We start from the raw sequence: 14,801 nt of genomic DNA on the forward strand, positions 1-14,801 counted from the left end.
GGGTACGCCGCGTCGCATATCTCGGTGTCTCTGAATCTTTGAGCATGGTGTCCACGATGGTTTACGTGCACACGATCTTGCGAGATGTCGCGGGACTGTTCAAGGTGGTACGGCTGGTCGCTTACACTCAACGGCGAATTCCTCACTCTTCTGACGAAGAACGAGGTTGACGCCGTGGCCATCGAGCTGGGCTTGAAGGAGAAGCTCGGCGATGGCTATGTGAAAGCACGCAATGGTTCCAAGAAGGAGTTCGTCGATGCCGTTCTAGGCATCAAGGATTTCGAGTACCGGGGCCTGGTTCCCAAGATGATGCGCTTTTAGGCGCCGGCGCACGACGCCCTATTCCCCTACCCCCGGTTGGCATTGCCACCGGGGGTTTTTCTTGTCCATGCGCGACGGGGGACGCGGGGTGCCATGTCGCAGTTCGACAAGGCGGCCTACTCTGCGATGTCGTGCTCAACGTTGAAGTGTCGAGCTAGCGCGCACAGCTTCTTGTCAGCCGTCCAGAGCAGAGCGCCGGCGGTAAGCACCGTTGAGGCGAGCAGTTGGAAATCGATGAAGCCGACGCCCTTTCCATAGAGTTTCTGCCGCTCGATGAAGTCGATCGTCTCCGGGACTGTGGCCAAGGACGCGTGCCGCAGCTCTGCCAGGTCAGCGAGGGTCCGAGTCCGGTCGGGCGGAGTACCGCATGAGATCTCTCCCCGAATGAGAGGGTGTGTCAGAACTGTCGTATGTCCGAAACCCTTGATGAGAGCGTCGCATGGACGCTGGCCGGGGTGAGAGGTCTGCTTCTTGCACGCCCGCTGGGCGATGCCGAGCTGGGCTTCGAGCTTGCGGATGAAACGGCCCTCGATGCGCTCGCCCGTTGGTAAGATCCGAGGCGAGCAGCTGAGAGCGCGCTTTCCACAGACGAAACGTTAACGCTTGAACAGAATGGCATCTCAGTGTTATGCTTCCATTTGAGAAGCGCCCCTGTGGCGCAACGTCCGGTTAGAGGTGCGAACGGTCTGCTGGTAGCGTCGCTAACCACATATTCAAAGGGCTGCCTATCCGGCAGCCCTTTTTCTTTGTCGCGTCTCAACTATGCGGTCCCGTCGGCTGGGTCTTTGGACCAGGCCAGTAGGTACCGGGAGGATGCAAGCAGCTGGCGCATCTGCTCGACCACCAGATCATCCTTCGCGGCAGCAAGCGCTTCCAAGGTGGGAAGAGCCTCCCTACACACTCGCTCGGACGAGCGGAACTCGCCCGCTGCAAATAGACGCTTCACCGATTTCTCCGGTGACCCGGTCCACTTGCGCAGCTGCCTATTGGGCTCAATACTCGAGCGAAGCTCTCGCGCTCCGGAGCTGAAAATAAGCAGCACCACAAAAGCGCCGCGGTCAATTTGGTTTCCTTTCAGGCGCAGCGCCCGAAAATCCTCCATCGATCCGTCGAATGTCCACATGGTCTTCTCCCTTAACTCGAATGCGAAGGCACCGATTCTCGACGAGCGGATGCTTCAAGTCCCCCCCGAAAAAGAAGCGAAATTGACGCATTTCCCGGAAGGCAGCTTCGTAGGTCCCCAGCAAGAGCCTTTCATCCCGTCGGCGCGATCTGGTCCTGGCCTTGATCCCGGTGCGCGCTTCAAGTGATGAGTATGCACAACAAATGCGTAACAAACACTTGACTAATTCAAGCGATTATAGGAAAATGCCCATTAGTTATTAAAAGTATGCGGAGAATAAAATGAACGCAATTATTAAGCTGCTAATGGGCCTGGGGTGCGTTGGCATGTATTTGGGCTGGCGGTACGCGCCCGAAACTTCGGTTTTTGGTATTGGCATGAATACCTTGACGATTTACGGATCGCTTGGTTTGGTTGCGGCTGGATTTATCGCAGCGATGTTCTACGCAGATGAATCCACGGTAGATACCGAGCGTACTGGCGCAAAGGCTACGGCACCATCTGCTCCCCGAGAAGCTAGTGAGATTGGAGGTCTCGTTGTGAATCCTGCGCGGTCTGTTGTGGATGTGTTCTACGATGATGCTGGATGGCGGCGCTTTTAGCCTGACCAAGCGCGAAGTTTGAAAAGCCCAGCATTGCTGGGCTTTTTTGTTGCCAAAATTGTCCGATAGCTACTTGCAAGTTGAGGAAACTAGGTTCGATGGAATGAGCTGCTCCGCCTGAGAGGTGGCACTAGTCTTTTGTTATTTCGAGGTCCCGAACAAGTACGGCCGAAGCCGCGAACCCGCGGTGCAACCCCGAAGCAAAGGACCGTGCAATGAACCACGAAGACATCAAGAAGGAAATCCGCGACATCGAAGAACGCATTGCCGCGTTGCGCGAGAAGATCTCCCAACCCGCCGAGATCAATTGGGCTCCTGGCCTGAAGCTCGAAATCCAACCCAAAGAAGATCAGGGCCGCCTGCTGGTCCGGCACGCAGAACTGGGCTCCACCATCGTCAACTATGAGCAGGACCATCTGGTCCTCATCGCGCTGCCGCAGGACGGCGACACCCCCGTGCTATCGCTGTCGTTCGAGCGTACGCGCCTTGTGAAGGACGTGCGTCAGGACGATGGGAAGCCGCTAGTCGGGTTCTTCGAGAACGCAAGCCGGCACGTGGTCGAGGTGGTCTCTGAGACAGGCGAAGTCGTGCGGTATCGCGCGCCTGGCAGCAACAACAGCAGCATCACGCTTCGCGAAACGTTCCTTGCGCAATACGTTTCGTTTGTCGGCCCGGTGTATTGGCCGGTTAGAGTGGATACAACTTGGCTGCGCCTCGCTGTCCCTGCCTACATGGGCAATGACCAGATACCGCACATGGAGAGGCCCGTCGGGAACTACCTTCTCAACATCGTTGACGATCTCACTTACGACGCCGAGACCGATGCCTTCGTGATCGGTGCAGGCACCCCAGAAGCCAAGGCGTACCAGCCCAAGAGATCAGCGTGCATGGCACGCGAAAGACGGTCTACGCCATCGGCGCCGGCGTGTGGGACTGGACCATCGCTCCAAGCGACGATTGACGAACCTGTCCCACTGAACCAGTACCAAAACGGCCCTGCCCCTTCACCGGGGGCAGGGCCTTTTTTCTTGGTTACCACCCTCTGATGGGCAAGTACCGCTGAAGCCGCATCCCGCGGCATTTTCAACGAGGTAAAACATGCTTTTTCAGAATCTCCACCATCTGGCAACCAAGGGCGTCGCGATCACTCTCAAGGTGACCGACGCCGGCGCAGGAAAACTCGAGGTAAACGTCTTCCCAGACGCGGGCAAGTCCGGAACTCCGCTGTTGGCCAAGAGCTTTGTGGCAACGCCCACCGAGCTCGATGCCGACTTTGCCTCTGTCATCAGCGAGTACTGCACAGTCAACGGGACGCTCAAAGAGCAGCTCGAGGGCATTCAGGAGCAAGCAGCTGCGGCTGTGGCCCAGGCGAAAGACAAGTCGGCCGCGGCATCGAACAAATCGAAGCCAGGCAAATCGACGCCAGCGCTCCAGGAAGAAGAACCCGCCGAGGGTGGCGAAGGAAACGACTCGCCAGGCCCCGCCGGTGAGTCGCAGCAGGTTCCTTTCACACTTTGAGGAGGGAATATGGCATTGCAATCCACCGTCCTCACACGCAAGTTCACCTACAACGGGATGACCCTGGCGGACCCTGCTCCTGGCAAGGACCCCGACCAGATCCGCATCTTCTTCGCGAACCAGTTCCCTGAGCTGCTCACTGCAGTTGTAGAAGGACCCAGCACAAAGGCTGGCGTCGCTACCTACAACTTCCAACGCGCTGTTGGCAGCAAGGGATGAGCGCGCATCTGAAGGCCATCCAAGCAATCGCAACGGGTGGTCACTTCTCGAATGCCTCGGCCGACCCGTTGGCCCAGGCAGATCCCCAATCAGTAAATGAAAGCACGAAATGTTCAATCCCCCTCCTGCAGGTGGTGAACTCTCGTCAAAGCTCGAATCCCCTGCCTCTGCCGAGTTCGGCGTTCAGCAGGTGGGGTTGAGCCAAGCGCCCTTCTTGGGCGCTTGGTGCCTGCCTAGCTTGTCTCCACTTGTGCCCCTACGGGTACAGGACGGGGCAAGCAAGGCGAATTCGTCTTTGGCCAAGTTCATCCTCGCCGCCAATTCCGCCGGAGTCCCGGTTGTAGGTGAGAACTTCACAGATCTACAGGTGACGATCACCCAGCAATGGAGCACCTACCTGCGCGCGAATGGCGACTCGGACAACGTACTCCCAATGCAGTTGTCCATCGAAGCCCATCCCGAGCTTGTCCATGTCGAGGTCACGCCCGAATCTGTCATTCCACTATTCCGCCTCAAGCCAATGGTCGAGAAGCTCAACGCCTACCGAGCTGGTTTGGGATGGTGGGCCTGGTTCCTGATCGAGGACGCCGGATTTTGCTATCCCATGTACTCATTCAGCTTCCAGCGCCACGCGGCGTACTTCGCCGGTTGGTTTGACGGCGACTCTGACGAAGGTGCCGCCGAGTTCATACGGGAAGACCAAGCTGTCAATGGCACTGTGGCTGAGCTGCAGGAGCAGTTTTCAGGAGTATGGCCATCACATTTTGCCGCAGCGGCCGGGGGCCACGGCTGGATGTATGGCGTCAAGGAAGGCGCCTCTCAGCATCGTCCGCGACGCATGACCCTGAAAGAGGCAAAAGAAGTGCTCAAGGCCTGCTCCGACCCGGAGATCCAATCCGTTGTCGCCGCAGGCCTGGACCTCTGCAACGCGAGCAGAAGACATCGCCTTGGCGAGTGGGACCAGAGCCACGGAGATGTTCCCGATGGTCACGAAATGGAAGGCCTTGACGCACTCGGATCCACATGTTTTGTGGTCTGGGATACGCCCGAGGTTTGCATGGAAGTCGTCGAGCACTCCGAACGGTGGCTTCAGGAGAGCGAGTACCGCGATTCCTTCAGGACCTGGCGGATATCAACGGAGGACCCCAAGGCGATGAGGGCCGGAGTGCGTGCCCTCAAGGCATTCATCGACCTCCACTCGTGCCTCGGCAGGTTCATGTCATTTTTTAAGGAGGATTCCAAATGATGGGAGTAAGCGCACAAAGCAGTGCACCGGTATCGCTACTCAAGGGCGCCATCCTGCTCTACGGAGGAAGGACTTCCCACGATAGCGTGTGTGACGTCTTCGACTACGCGACCGTGCATGAAGTGGCGGTCATTCGCGAGCGCCCTGAGGTGACGCCTGGAAGGCTGATGACCGAAAAGGATCTGGGATTGATCTACGCACAGCTTGCGCTTAAGCAGGCTGTCAGAAAGCCCGTCCGCTGGATCGAAGACACGCGGCTCGCGGAGGGTGCCGACCGGCTCGTCTGGTGGACACCGCCAGGGCACCGCTCGATGTTCTTCAAGAAGTCGTCCACTTCCAAGGCGTCCTTCGATGGACACGCGATTTGCCCAGTCCCCGCCCTGGTATGGATGACCATCGATGCGCAACACCTGCATCTCTATGCAGTGAAGTGTGCCGGACGCCCAACCCCTGAGACACAGCTCTTCCAAGCGCCATTCTTCAACGTCTGGGGCAGCGGCCAGGTCTGTGTGGGGAACGCAAACACACCCACTGCGGAGCGTGCATTCGAGCCGAAGGCGTGGGAAGACATGTTCTTTGGCTCGTCGTTCACGCACCCGAACTTCAGCCAGAAGGACCGCCTTGTCAAAGGCCTCGATCCCGCGGCGTTCTGGAAGTCGCAGGTGGAAAAGCCAACCCGGCGTTTCCCTACGAGTCGCCTCGCTGCAGTTCGCCTCACGGTGGGTGACCTGATCGAAGTGAACACACGCGATCGCCTAGCAGGTCTCGAACGACCAGAAGGAGAGTTTTGATGAGCATGGATTCAATGATCCAGCAAGCGTTCCCACTGCGCGTGGCCACCACCGAATGCACCCTCCCCTTTCAGGACGATGCTCCGGTCAGCTACGCAGTGGCCAGCGACGGTTTGTGGCAGGATTTGAGCAGCGATTGGCTGGCTCTGCGCCACCGGGTCGCAGTCTCGGATATCTACCTGCCCTATGGGCCTCTGAAGCCCATGGTCGAGTGGAAATGCTCGTTCCCGCCGATCGCCATTTGGCAAGCGTTTGCCGAGCAAGCTCGCCAGGCCATGCCGAATGAGTGCGCAGCCCTGTTTGTCTGGGCCCCATCGACTGACAGTTGGCGGCTCGCGATGAGAGACGCGCTCAGCGCCTCTCCTACCCGAGTCGACTATCGGAATCCGGTACTGGAGCCCGGCGAGATCGCGGTCGTGGACATCCACAGCCACGGGCGCCTTCCTGCAGGATTCTCGTCAGTCGATGACCTGGACGACGCCGGGAGCGTGAAGGTCTCAGCGGTCTTTGGCGACTTGGACACAACGGTCTCAGTGGCAATGCGCCTCTGCGTGGCGGGCTTGCACTACAAGCTCAAGCTCGGTTCCGATGGATCGTTCCAGTTGGGCCAGATCATCGAGGGGGCACCGCGATGAAGCACCAACTGAATGGAAGGCTCGCGCAGAAGCAGGTGAAGGTAGCGCTCGTGGGCGCTGGAGGAACTGGATCGAGGATGCTGGAGAACCTGATGAACCTTCATCGAGCCATGGTTGCTCTTGGCCATCCTGGAGGGCTCCACGTCACGTTGATCGACGACGACGTTGTGTCACCATCCAATGTGGGCCGTCAGGCCTTCTACCCCTGCGACGTTGGAAGCTACAAGGCTTTCACGCTGATCAATCGGGCAAACATGGCAGCGCAGGTCTCGTGGACAGCGATAGTGGATCGCGTCAGCGACAACTCTGAGGGCTTCTCGAACTTCGACCTAGTCATAGGCGCGGTGGACAACCGGACCGCGCGCCGAGCGATCCTGTCAGCCATCGAAAACTCGAGGCGCGATCACACGTACTACCTCGACATGGGCAACAGATCCTCCGACGGCCAGATCTTGCTGGGGGAGGTTCAGGGGCGCCGGCGAACGGAACCAGACCCAACGAGGCTACCCCACGTGGGCGAGATGTTTCCGGCACTGATCGACAGTGGCCAGGACCACATGGAGGATGACACGCCGTCGTGCTCCCTCGCAGAGGCACTGCAGAAGCAGGCGTTGTTCATCAACCCAGCGATGGCACTTGCGGCCAGCTCCATACTCTGGAACCTGTTCACGAAAGGTGAAATCGAGCACCACGGTGCCTTTGTAAACCTGGACTGCTTGACCACCATGCCGATTCCCGTGGACCGAGATTTCTGGGCTCGCTTCGGTGTTCATCGAGCATGTGAGAAAAGACCGCGCCTAAGGGCCGCAAAGAGCAAATAGCTCGTATCAAAACCCCGTGCCACTGCGAAGTGCACGGGGTTTTTCATTTTTGGCGTAACAAATATAAAATTCACGCTATCAGTCAATTGGTACGCAACAAACAAACGGCAAGTTTGCCCACTGATGGCGAGCTCCTGCCCGGCATGAGGATCCTATGCACCTGTCCAAGGTTCTCCCACCGCTCGCTTCTGGCCCCGCACTCGCCGGCGACCTTGCCCGCGGGATAAGACGTGGTGAGCTCCGCCTATTCCTTCAAGGCCAGGTGGATGCGGGCGGCGCGGTCTCGGCCGCCGAGGCCCTCGTCCGGTGGGCCCACCCTGAGCACGGCATCCTTGCGCCAGCTGCGTTCATTCCAGTTGCGGAGACCTTTGGGCTAATGGGAGAGCTTGAGCAATGGGTCCTAGAGAGCAGCTGCAGCGTTCTTTCTAGGCATCAGCACCCCTCACGCATTTCGGTCAACATCAGCCCACGCCACCTTCTTGGACCTGACTTTGTCCGGACGGTCAGCGACTCACTGAATCGCCACAATCTGGCACCAGCGCGCCTAACTCTCGAGATCACCGAAAGTCTTTTCGAGAGACCGGTGACCGAAGTCGTTGAGCGGCTTGAGTCTCTGGCGAGCCTGGGCATCTCGCTGTCGATGGACGACTTTGGAACAGGCTATTCTTCGCTCGCTCATCTTGCCAAGCTCCCCATCCATGAACTCAAGCTTGATCGATCGCTGGTACGCGATGCTCCGTCCAGGGAGCGCGACGCGATCGTTTGCAATGCCGTAATCGAGCTTTGCAACAAGCTCCGGCTTCGCATCGTTGCAGAGGGCATCGAAACCATCGAACAGGCAAAGTTCTTCGGTGGTGCGTGCGAGCTGTTGCAGGGATTCCTGTTTGGGAGGCCCGAGCCTGTTGATCAATGGATCGCAAAGTTCCGACCAGGTATGAATGCCGGGCGAAAAGAAACCCTCCTTGTCGCTTAGGGTCCCGGGCTAACCCGTCCTGGTCGGGCCATGCTGGCACGCCAGAGTGTGGCAACTCCGAAGCTCCGTGCTGCTCGGCCGAGCGCCTGCTTCCTCTCTCCAACGCCAGTGCTTCCTCGCACGTTTAGGCGTGCATCTGCCATGCCTTGCCCCGACCGAGTTCGTAGAGCGGGCTGTATGGGTCCGTCTTTACGCGGCTGCGCACAAGCCGCTGCTGACCTTCCGACCGAACAGCGTCTTTCACCTTCGTCCGTGATTTCTTCACGCAGCATTGCTCGCAACTTCCCGAAAAGCGCACCGCCAACGAGAGCGATACGACCGCGTTGGCGCAACTTTGGTGCCACGTTGGCAGCGACGCCAATGCGGCACCGCATTGCCACATACGCCACGCTGGCACCATTTGGGCGTCGTGGTGGTTCTTCGGCTTTGGAGGTTGCCCTACGGTTACCTCCTCCGATATGTCAAGTACCGGGATATGGCACCTCCCGCCCCTACCCTACCCTACAGAGGATTTTCTCCATGACTTCGACAGACTCTCCAGCCACCCTCAACTTTGACGCGATGGCAGAAGCCTTCACAGCAGCTTGCGGCCTGCAAGCGGGGTCTCAGTTTCTCAGCCCTTTCGCAGCCGCTACCAGCGCCGGCTACCTGCCTGGCTCAGACGCACACGAGGCATACAGCGACACCTACCTATCGTCCATTGCCGATGGCATCCATGTCTGCGCCTTGACCGGAATCGTCATTAGCGTGACGGATGAACAGCACTCGAGATTGTTTCACTAGCAATTCGCCCAGGACTTGTTCCGCGGCCAGCCGAAGCCACCTGCATTGCAGGTGGCTTTTTTTTCGCCTGCCTGAGGTGCGGGCAGATCAGCCCGTTCGCAGGGGTGTGGAGTGACTCCACACCTTCGGCTGCTGGTAGGGAAGTGCATATAGGTTCACCAAACTGGGGTGTGGAGTCACTCCACACCCCTAGGCTCCGGTGCATCCTACCTCCCGTTTAAGGAGGGAGACTGAGTCCTAACCGCGGGATTGCCACACCACCAACGCCCCGCTGCCGCTACAAACCGACTGCGTGTGGAGTGACTCCACACCTACTCTGCCAGAACTAAAAATTAAGGCCGAACGCTGCAAGCAGAGCCTTTGCTCATTCCACCACTCCGAGCCATCCGCGGAAGGAACAAAGGCCTCGGGGACAACCAAGCGTGGAGTGACTCCACACCCCAGAATGCATCCCACGGTGACCCACCGGTCGCATCAAGGTGTGGAGTCACTCCACACCTTCCCATCGAACGTCCTCATTCCGAAGCCATGACCGCCAGTCACCCCAGAATCGGGAAAAACTCGCGAGGTTCAGACCTCCGCCAATCACCGGGTGTGGAGTCACTCCACACCTGCTGCCAGTCGATACAGCCCACCTCCAAGCCATAAAAAAAGCCCGCATCTGCGGGCTCGTTTGTGTGCGGCTCGACTAACCTTCCGACTCCAAAAATTTAGAAATCAGCCCGTCCAGCTGAGCGACCTTGGCCTTGCTAAGCCCAGTGATATGGATCTTCGCTGAACCTCCTCGTCCATACCTCACAACCGCCTTTCCTTCGGTCCCAGTCAACTCAGTCGGCGCTGCTGCCACTGTCGGCGACGCAGATACCAGGCGGCTGAAAACCTTCGCCGCAGGGATTGAGACACCGCGCTCACGCTCATCAGCAATACGCCTGGCCTCCTCCAGTACGCGGTCGGCAGATGCCGTGTGCGCAATCGCCAGCTTGTTTCCCCAGTCAAACTGGATGTCAAGCGGGGAGGCGAAAGCCTTCAGTATCTCGCGCGGCAGGTCCACCATCGCGATCAGCCTGCTCACGCCCGATGCATCCACGCCCAACTTCTCAGCCATCTTGCGGATGGACGGAAAGAGCTTTTCCTCTAGTGCTCGTGCGTATTGCATGCCTTGCTCGAACGGGCGAAGGTCTGCGCGCTCCCGGTTCTCCCGATCCATCTCGGCAAATAGACTGGCATCGTCCATTGGCGCGATCATCGCTAGAACGGGCAGCCCCGCGTTCCGGCATGCGCGATGCCTCCGGTGTCCAAACACGACCTCAAACTCGTCGGTTCCTTCAATCGGGCGTACCTTGATCGGCTGAACGTTGCCGCCGGCCGCCACGATCTCCTCTTCAAGAGCTCGAAATTCTGCAGACGCAAAGGACTCTTCCATACGGTTTGCCCACTTGCTCCCCTTCACTTTCAGGGGATCAAGATGCTTCACTGGAAGCGCGCCCTCGAACACTCGAACCTGCTGCTTGAGCAGATCGTTCTCACGCCGAATTTCGGAATCGCCGTAAATGCTGGCTGCATGAAGACCGATCGCAGTGCGAGGTTCCCGGTTCGGCACGGTCGGCACTGCATCATCAGCCACCGTCGACACCACTGCACCCGCCCTGCGTTCACTGCTGTTGCGCTTCGTCCCCAGCAACGAAAAGTCGACGCGATCTTTCTTGTCCTTCAAGCTCATTTCTGCGCTCCTTCACGTGACCACCAAGTGATGATCTGCTCTTCGATCAATTCAGCCATACGCTCGTATGCCTCGAACGCGCGACGATAGGTCCGTGCGTTCACCTTCGACACGTCGAGGTCATAGATCGTCCCGAATTCTGCACTCGCAGACGAGGTCGCAGTAGTCTTAGGGATCTCAATAGGTATCACGGCATCTGTGTACGCCGCCTGAATCCACTCGCGCACCACACTGCAAGATGGATCGTTCGTATCCACTTTGGAAAGCAGTACGTCGATAAAGGCAAATTCCTTCGTGCCGCCACGCTTCGTAATCAGCTGAGTGAGCAGATCGTTAATAAGGCTCCAGAACTGCGCCGACGAAAGGAAGTCAAGTTGCGATGGCGGCAAGGGCATGACCAGCCCGTCACTGGCCAAGATGGCGTTCACCGTGGTGTACGACAGCGAAGGTGGCGTGTCGATGATGACGACGTCATAGTTCTCCCGTGCCGTGTGCAGCCCATCACGTAGCACGTGCCAAAACTCGAAGTTCGGGTTGTCCTTCTGCCTAGATGGCAGCGCAAACTCTGCGGAGTACAACCCCAGGTCCGCGGCAACCACATCGATACCAGCCCAATAGCTGGTCTGCACTGCGTAGTCGATATTTGGTTCAGCGCCAACCAGTAGTGGCAACACCGTTCGGTCGTCATCTCCACCGCCGTCCTGGTCGCCCACAACCCCCATCAGGTTGGTCATGGAAGCCTGAGCGTCCATATCAATCACCAGTACGCTGTGACCACGCAAACTCAGACCCTGCGCGAGCGTAACTGCGTTGGAAGTCTTCCCGACGCCCCCCTTGAAATTCACCACAGAGATCACGCAGCCCTGGGCCCCAACAGGCCTCTGCTTATTCGGCCGACAGGCTCGCACCCATTGCTGAAGCTCAGACAATGTAAACCTCCGTCGAGTTGCGTCTCCACGCATCCCATCCGGAAGGTTGCCCTTGCTCAGCCTGTAGTTGAACTTGCTCTTGTCGATGCCGCAGAATGACAGCAGCTGAGCACTCGAAAAGGTCGGTGCAGACTTGACTGAATCGGGTGCGAGCATCGCATCTCGAACCAGGTCGATGGTCTGCCCAACGCGCTCCTCAATGTCCTCTAGATCTTGAAGAGTCCAAGAACGTTTGGCAGAGAGTTTTCTAGACGTCTTACTTGCTGTATTCATGTTCGAACCTTTTCGTTGGGCTGCTGCATTGATGGATGGATAGCAGTATCAAAAATCGACTCCTATCCGAAAATTGGTGGAATGCTCCAATTGTGCAACTGAACTGAACGGATTGGAATCGTTTCTGAACAAAAAACAGTACGTTTTCGCTCGATCTGGATGTTTTTTGTATTCTTTTCAGAAAAAGAGGGCAGTAAAGAGGCTCATGGATGGCGCGACCCTCACTTATCCACAGCCCTTACTACTGCACTCTTTTAATAAAAGCAGTTTCAATCTTTAGGACCCTATTTTCTCTTTTAAAATCAATGAGTTAGCGTGCACATGGACTAGGAAAACCCCCCCGGAAAGGTATAGAAAACCCCCTCCCCCAAGGTCCTGATGGTCTAGTGATCTCCCCCTATGGTCTAGTGAATCCCCCACCTATCGCCTAGAGATCCCCTGAAACCTGTGGATAACTTGAACATGCACCACACGGGAGTGCCAATGGCGTGCCCAGCCCATAGCTCGACAACCTCAAACGGGCCGCGAATGGTATGGTCTAGAAATCCCCCTGCCTAGATGACTAAGAGCCAAGGTCTAGAGATCCCCCTTGCGCCGCAGATCAGTGTCAATGGACTAGAAAAACCCCTGGGATTCGGGGCGGCGAAGAATGGACTAGAGAACCCCCCCCTATGAGCAACTCGGAGCTATGGTCTAGAAAACCCCCTCCCCGGTGCAAGAATTTTTGCTTTGTGCCGATCGGCACATGTCGTATAGTCTAGTGGCGCACCATCTCCACCTAGACCATTGATCGCATGCAGCTTGAACTGATATCGGATGCACAAAGGCCTCAGCCGGTGTTTCGCACGCCCCAGGAATTTATTCACGTTCGGCACAGCATTACCCTGGTCCAGTACAAGCTCTGGCTTTTGCTCATCAGGCGCTACCGCGAGCTCTTTGAGCAAACGGGAAGGGCACTGGTCGATGGAGAGCCCTGCTACATCAGCACTTCCACGTTGGCAGAACGCCTGGGCTACGAGCCAAAGACGTCCGAGCTCAAGCGAGATCTGGAGCAAATTCGCATCGAGCCTCTTCACTACAATTTGCTCGAGAAGGATGGAAGCCCGGCGATGGTGGGCGCGGGGTTTATCTCAGAGTGGTTCGTCAGCTCAAGCCGAGTAGGGGTGATCTTCCCCAAGCTAATCCGCCGTTCGATCGAAAGCCTCGACAGCTACAGCTCGATCTTCCACATCTTCAACTGGTCGATCTTCAACTCTTACAGCGGGAAGTATGACGCCCTCGTCTACAAGCTCTGTAAGGATTACGTAGGGGTCCAGCGCACACCGTACTTCACGCTTGAACAGTACCGCGACTACATGGGAATCGCCGCCACTGAGTACACCGAGTTCAAGCGCCTGAACCAATGGGTGATCAGTGGTCCAGTGAAGAAAATCAATGAGTCGGAGATCAGCGATGTAGCCGTTTCGGTGAACTTCAAGACTCAGGGGCGCAAGGTCCTTGGTCTCTGGTTCTCGGTGGCGCAAAAGGACCAGCTTGCACTTTCAGCTGAGTCGTCTGGAGCATTTAGCGAAGCCCAGATCAAGATAAGCGCGCAGCTGCAGATGGAGTACCTGCGCGACCGAGCGCCAGAGGCCGTCGCTCTGAGCATTCAGCGCGCAAATGAGTACGTCGCGTCCAAACGCGAGGAGGGCGCCTCCCCTAACATAGGAGCGATCTACAGGCGAGCCATCACCGACGACTGGGGTGCTGACCTGCAGGCCCGCTTGCAGCAAGAGGAGCAGAAGCCTTCGACTCCGGTTGACAAGAGCCTTCCGCCCGCGAATGGGATAGGGAAGGGCGATCGCCTAAAAAGCCTCCAGGAGGACTTTTTGCGAAAGAAGACCTCCGACGCGATCAAGGCGCTCACACTCGAAGAGAAGGTCGCATTGGTACACCAGTTTGCTGCAGACTCAGACAAACACTCGATCTCGTCGTTCGCACCGGAAAAAGGCGAGTTCAAGGACACGATCGAACGAGCAAACTTCGGTGCCTGGCAGCGCCGAAAGCTCCGCGTGACCGCTATCGATCCGGCCGAGTTCGAAGCGTGGCGACAGGAAGCGCGGCGCTAGCAATTTTCGCGGCCAGCTCAGGAACTCGAATGTCAACTATCTGCTTTTCTCGCTCCACAAGCGCGGCAATCCTCAAAGCATGCGAAAAGAAGCAAACGATTGAGTTCGAGGTAGAGCAAGGCGCCACGGCCTTCGAAAAAACGATGCCGCCGGTTGATTGGACGGCCTACCCGCCGGCAGCGCTTCCTGCTGGGCACTATGACCAGCTGCGCGCTCTCGCCGGCACGGACACACGCGGCGAACTAACTCGACTAGAGCTGAGTCTTCATCAGGACGGAGGGCGCATCCTCTATCGGGCTACCGGGCAGGGGAGGGTGGCACTCCGAGTGACCTGGCCGGGAAGGACCTAGTGGCGCTTGGACACCCTGAGTAACACAGACTACTTTGCCGGCCTGAAGAGTGCGCTGCCGTCGGCCGCAATGGGTGAATAGATCTCAATGCGTTGTCCGGCCTCGAAATGGCTTCCGTAGTATTTGCGGCTGCCGATCCTGAGAACCTCTCCATTGTCAAGCTCGACCAGGACGTTCCAAGCGTCGTAGTCGTAGACGACATCCTTCGCTGCGTCATCCACTGCCAGGCCGGCGGCATACCCGGTAGTGGCACCGCTCAGGCGTAAGCGTCCAGCCGAGGCATCTTGAGTTGAGCCACATGTCCCGCGAATATCGCGGGCATGATGAAGAAGGTGGATGCAGTTTGCGTGGCGACGATCGCGTTGTTTGCGCGCTGGCTCAGCGTTGCC

At 57.7% G+C, this 14,801-nt stretch carries 18 protein-coding genes; 13 read left to right on the forward strand and 5 right to left on the reverse strand.

Annotated elements, in window-relative coordinates; all coding sequences use genetic code 11:
- Positions 1-174: 174 nt before the first annotated feature.
- Complete coding sequence (locus NFX52_RS25260; protein ID WP_252635866.1) at positions 175-321, forward strand: hypothetical protein; 147 nt, start codon at positions 175-177, stop codon at positions 319-321.
- Positions 322-437: 116 nt separating this feature from the next.
- On the opposite strand, the gene NFX52_RS25265 is transcribed toward NFX52_RS25260, so the two are convergent.
- Entirely contained in the window at positions 438-626 is a 189-nt protein-coding gene (locus NFX52_RS25265; RefSeq protein WP_156358703.1) for a hypothetical protein, read from the reverse strand.
- A 105-nt stretch (positions 627-731) separates the two neighbouring features.
- On the opposite strand from NFX52_RS25265, the gene NFX52_RS25270 reads away from it, so the two are divergent.
- Positions 732-872 carry a hypothetical protein gene (locus NFX52_RS25270; RefSeq protein WP_156358702.1) on the forward strand — a complete coding sequence of 47 codons (141 nt, stop codon included), beginning with the start codon at positions 732-734 and terminating at the stop codon, positions 870-872.
- 209 nt (positions 873-1,081) lie between these two features.
- On the opposite strand, the gene NFX52_RS25275 is transcribed toward NFX52_RS25270, so the two are convergent.
- On the reverse strand, positions 1,082-1,444 hold the full coding sequence (locus NFX52_RS25275; RefSeq protein ID WP_156358701.1) for a hypothetical protein: 363 nt from the start codon (positions 1,442-1,444) through the stop codon (positions 1,082-1,084).
- 281 nt (positions 1,445-1,725) lie between these two features.
- On the opposite strand from NFX52_RS25275, the gene NFX52_RS25280 reads away from it, so the two are divergent.
- From NFX52_RS25280 to NFX52_RS25325, 10 genes are all read left to right on the forward strand, one after another.
- Positions 1,726-2,046, forward strand: coding sequence for a hypothetical protein (locus NFX52_RS25280; protein ID WP_156358700.1), 321 nt, complete (start codon positions 1,726-1,728; stop codon positions 2,044-2,046).
- A gap of 215 nt (positions 2,047-2,261) precedes the next feature.
- The gene (locus NFX52_RS25285) at positions 2,262-3,092 is read left to right on the forward strand and encodes a hypothetical protein (protein WP_055397626.1); all 831 of its coding nucleotides are present in this window, start codon (positions 2,262-2,264) and stop codon (positions 3,090-3,092) included.
- Between the two features lie 52 nt (positions 3,093-3,144).
- Entirely contained in the window at positions 3,145-3,564 is a 420-nt protein-coding gene (locus NFX52_RS25290; protein WP_055397625.1) for a PRTRC system protein E, read from the forward strand.
- 9 nt (positions 3,565-3,573) lie between these two features.
- Positions 3,574-3,783, forward strand: coding sequence for a PRTRC system protein C (locus NFX52_RS25295; RefSeq protein WP_055397623.1), 210 nt, complete (start codon positions 3,574-3,576; stop codon positions 3,781-3,783).
- Between the two features lie 109 nt (positions 3,784-3,892).
- Entirely contained in the window at positions 3,893-5,029 is a 1,137-nt protein-coding gene (locus NFX52_RS25300) for a PRTRC system protein F (RefSeq protein WP_055397621.1), read from the forward strand.
- Positions 5,026-5,820, forward strand: a complete 795-nt coding sequence (locus NFX52_RS25305; protein WP_055397619.1) for a PRTRC system protein B — start codon at positions 5,026-5,028, stop codon at positions 5,818-5,820. The genes NFX52_RS25300 and NFX52_RS25305 overlap by 4 nt, the downstream gene beginning before the upstream one ends.
- On the forward strand, positions 5,820-6,455 hold the full coding sequence (locus NFX52_RS25310) for a PRTRC system protein A (protein WP_055397616.1): 636 nt from the start codon (positions 5,820-5,822) through the stop codon (positions 6,453-6,455). Before NFX52_RS25305 ends, NFX52_RS25310 begins: the two co-directional genes overlap by 1 nt.
- A complete protein-coding gene (locus NFX52_RS25315; protein WP_055397614.1) occupies positions 6,452-7,276 on the forward strand; it encodes a PRTRC system ThiF family protein in 825 nt (274 codons plus the stop codon). Before NFX52_RS25310 ends, NFX52_RS25315 begins: the two co-directional genes overlap by 4 nt.
- A gap of 154 nt (positions 7,277-7,430) precedes the next feature.
- Positions 7,431-8,249 (forward strand): EAL domain-containing protein, encoded by an 819-nt coding sequence (locus NFX52_RS25320; protein WP_055397612.1) that lies wholly within the window; start codon positions 7,431-7,433, stop codon positions 8,247-8,249.
- Between the two features lie 519 nt (positions 8,250-8,768).
- Complete coding sequence (locus tag NFX52_RS25325) at positions 8,769-9,032, forward strand: hypothetical protein (RefSeq protein WP_055397610.1); 264 nt, start codon at positions 8,769-8,771, stop codon at positions 9,030-9,032.
- 688 nt (positions 9,033-9,720) lie between these two features.
- Here the strand turns inward: NFX52_RS25325 and NFX52_RS25330 are convergent.
- Together NFX52_RS25330 and NFX52_RS25335 are read right to left on the reverse strand one after the other, a co-directional pair.
- Positions 9,721-10,752, reverse strand: a complete 1,032-nt coding sequence (locus NFX52_RS25330; protein WP_055397608.1) for a ParB/RepB/Spo0J family partition protein — start codon at positions 10,750-10,752, stop codon at positions 9,721-9,723.
- Positions 10,749-11,954, reverse strand: a complete 1,206-nt coding sequence (locus tag NFX52_RS25335; RefSeq protein WP_055397606.1) for an AAA family ATPase — start codon at positions 11,952-11,954, stop codon at positions 10,749-10,751. Before NFX52_RS25335 ends, NFX52_RS25330 begins: the two co-directional genes overlap by 4 nt.
- A gap of 794 nt (positions 11,955-12,748) precedes the next feature.
- Here NFX52_RS25335 and NFX52_RS25340 point away from each other — a divergent pair.
- Entirely contained in the window at positions 12,749-14,062 is a 1,314-nt protein-coding gene (locus NFX52_RS25340) for a replication initiation protein (protein ID WP_055397604.1), read from the forward strand.
- 379 nt (positions 14,063-14,441) lie between these two features.
- Here the strand turns inward: NFX52_RS25340 and NFX52_RS25345 are convergent.
- The coding region (locus tag NFX52_RS25345) for a hypothetical protein (protein ID WP_162239764.1) at positions 14,442-14,801 on the reverse strand (360 nt) is incomplete at its 5' end.

Source organism: Acidovorax facilis (genome assembly GCF_023913775.1).
Taxonomy (GTDB): Bacteria; Pseudomonadota; Gammaproteobacteria; order Burkholderiales; family Burkholderiaceae_C; genus Acidovorax; species Acidovorax facilis.